Origin of the sequence: Burkholderia sp. RF7-non_BP4 (genome assembly GCF_001521935.1) — a bacterium.
Lineage (GTDB): Bacteria > Pseudomonadota > Gammaproteobacteria > Burkholderiales > Burkholderiaceae > Burkholderia > Burkholderia diffusa.
Genome location: NZ_LOTA01000083.1, coordinates 1 through 2,515 on the forward strand (window position 1 = coordinate 1; position 2,515 = coordinate 2,515).

3 protein-coding genes and 1 pseudogene are annotated in these 2,515 nt (G+C 63.0%); all 4 read right to left on the reverse strand.

The window, feature by feature from the left end; all coding sequences use genetic code 11:
• Window positions 1-495, reverse strand: a pseudogene (locus WS49_RS26270) (hypothetical protein); the annotation flags it as partial.
• A 2-nt stretch (window positions 496-497) separates the two neighbouring features.
• Window positions 498-1,070, reverse strand: a complete 573-nt coding sequence (locus WS49_RS26275; protein ID WP_059534797.1) for a YmfQ family protein — start codon at window positions 1,068-1,070, stop codon at window positions 498-500.
• Complete coding sequence (locus tag WS49_RS26280) at window positions 1,067-2,134, reverse strand: baseplate J/gp47 family protein (protein ID WP_059534799.1); 1,068 nt, start codon at window positions 2,132-2,134, stop codon at window positions 1,067-1,069. Before WS49_RS26280 ends, WS49_RS26275 begins: the two co-directional genes overlap by 4 nt.
• Window positions 2,134-2,515 (reverse strand): phage GP46 family protein (locus WS49_RS26285; RefSeq protein ID WP_257127798.1); only part of this gene is annotated, 382 nt, incomplete at its 5' end. The genes WS49_RS26285 and WS49_RS26280, both read right to left, overlap by 1 nt.

A 2,515-nucleotide genomic window follows, 5' to 3' on the forward strand; every position in this document is an offset into this window, starting at 1 on the left:
GTAACCGCTCGCACTGAGAACTACACCGCTGTATCCACCCGGCACCTCAATCGTCAGCGTGCCGGTCATCGTGTCGCCGGCCTTGTTGACAGCGTATCCCTTTACCCAATCCTTCGACGCATACGCGGAGAGCTGGCTCGCAAATGCGAGCAGGCCGAGATCGTTCGAGTCGACCGTCACGCTAAGGCCAGAGCCATCCTTCGCCCAACCGATCTTCACCGCATTCTGTCCCTGGCCTGCGCCCGTACCTTGCTGCACGGGCACGTAGTCGAGCTTGGGCTGATAGTTGGCGCTGGCATCTCCAACGATCTTCTGGACCGCCTTGAGGATTTGCTTGTTGTCGGTGGGATCGAGCTTCATGCCGACGCTTTCGGGAACGGCCGCCAACTCTTCCTGGACGGTTTGCATGTATTGCCGTGTGACGACCGTTCCCTTGATTCCTTGCGAAGGATCGCCCGCATGCCAGTTGCCGTCCGGTGTGTTGATTCGCTGCATGGTTACTCTTCCTGGTAGATGAAGTAGACGAACGTGTCGGCCGGCTTCAGGTCTTGGAACACGGATTCGAGAATGGGGTCGGCGAACGTCAGCAGCGGCTCGCCAACCGCGCTCTCATCGACGCGAAAGTAGATTTCGAGCGAAGGCGAGCCGTGTACGATCACGCCCCATTCGTAGACGATGTCTTCGATCCAGATCGCCTCGCCGATCCTGCCTTCGTCGACACGGAACGGGTCCGGCTCGATGATCTCGATTCGATAGCCGAGCGCGGCCGCGAGGCGCGTGAAATACGGAATCGACATGCCGCCGGTCTCGTTGACCTTCGCAACGACGGTCGACACGCGCTGCTGCAACGTGGCATCAACGGCCGGTGTGATGCCGCACACGCGTTCCCAATCCGGCAGAAGCTGCTGCGCGAAGAACGGCGTGATGCCGTTCACGATCGTGTCGGCGTCGGCGAGCGCACGATCGAGCGCTTTCCCGTCGGCCGTCAGCTCTGCCGCGAGAAGCGGCTCGCGAGCGTCGTATGAGACGGGCGGGAGAAGACGCCCGAGCAACTCGGCGTGTTCGTTCATACCATCGGCCTCAACGTCAAATTGCCGAGGCGGCACCACTCGATCACCTGCGCATCGACTACCGGGACGACGTTAGCAACTGGACTGTCCAGCACGTAGTCGTCGATGCCGAGCGTGTCGTTGATGACGCCGCCGATGCGATTGCGAATGACCGTGTCGCCTGGCGATACGACCGCGTTGTACGCGTTGAGTCCAGATTGCACCGCAGCCTGGGCCGCCTCGAGCGTGATTCCATTCAGCTTGACGGCGGCCAAGACGTCATACGACTTGATCGACGGCACGACGACACGCGTATCCTTGGCCCGCACGGGACGCTGATCGTCAATGTGTGTCTGCGCAGCCTTCAACACATCGTCAGACGGCAAACCATCCCCGGTCACGATCACAACATCGACCGTGCCGAGTCCGCGACGCAGCGGATAGACGAACGCCGCTGTAACACCCGGCACCTCCATCGCCCACTGCCAGTAGTCGTATTTGTTGCCACCTGCCGCCGGACGACGGATGCGTTGCAGCAGGCGTGCGAGCAGGCTATCGAGCGTCTCGATTGCCGTCCCGCCGCGCAGCGTCACGATGGTCAGTGTCGCGTCGACGTCGATCGGTGGCACGGTGAGCGTGAGCGTATCGCCGTCCTGGCGGTTCCCGATGGTGCCGGCGTCGACGGCCGCTACCGACACGACGAGATTTCCATCCGCATCAAACGTGCCGCCGCTCGTCGTCACGTAGGCGGTGCCGTCCTGATATTTCGCGCTCAGACCGCTGGCGATCTGGACACCAGGCTTGCCCTTGGCGCGTGCAGTGCCACTCGCGACGACGGACGACTTGCGATCGATGCCGCGCAGGCGCGCGTGCAGGATGAGATAGTCTTCGTCGGCCGTGTCCGGGAAAATCTGCCGCGCCGTCCAGGCGATACGCGCATACAGACCTTCGACCGCGCTGGCCGTGCCGCTCGCACGCACGTAGTGATCTGAATCGTCGCTGACGTCGGCGTCCGGGCGCTGGTTTTTGATCTCGCGCAGAATGTTCGCGCGGACCTGGTCGAGAGTGAGAACGGTCGCCGGCATCACGACACCTTGACCGGATGCTGGAAGTGCTGGACGTTGCCCGTCGCGTCATACACTTCGATGAGCAGAACGAGCCAGCCTTTTTCGCCCGCCGTGGCCGACACCGTCACCTTGCTCGCGCGACCATCCTTGACCAGCGGGGCGAGCGCTTGCTCGGCGTATTGAACAGCGAGGCCGCGCACGCGGGGCGTGTCTTTCTCGCGCGCCAGCGTGTGCAGCAGCGACCCGACGTCGGGCGCAGCCCACCAGGAGCCGAGCGGCGTGGCGAGGCGGATATACACGGCGTTGGCGAGCGTCGTCGTCTGCGTGCCGGTATATCCGCCTGTTTGCGGGTTCAGAAGTGCGTCCATGCCGCGATTGTCATCGCGCGCGCGTGAACGT

Bases quoted from the DNA above. Each gene is read 5' to 3' on its own strand.
- WS49_RS26275 (WP_059534797.1), bottom strand. From the start codon at position 1,070: ATGAACGAACACGCCGAGTTGCTCGGGCGTCTTCTCCCGCCCGTCTCA.
- WS49_RS26280 (WP_059534799.1), bottom strand. From the start codon at position 2,134: ATGCCGGCGACCGTTCTCACTCTCGACCAGGTCCGCGCGAACATTCTG.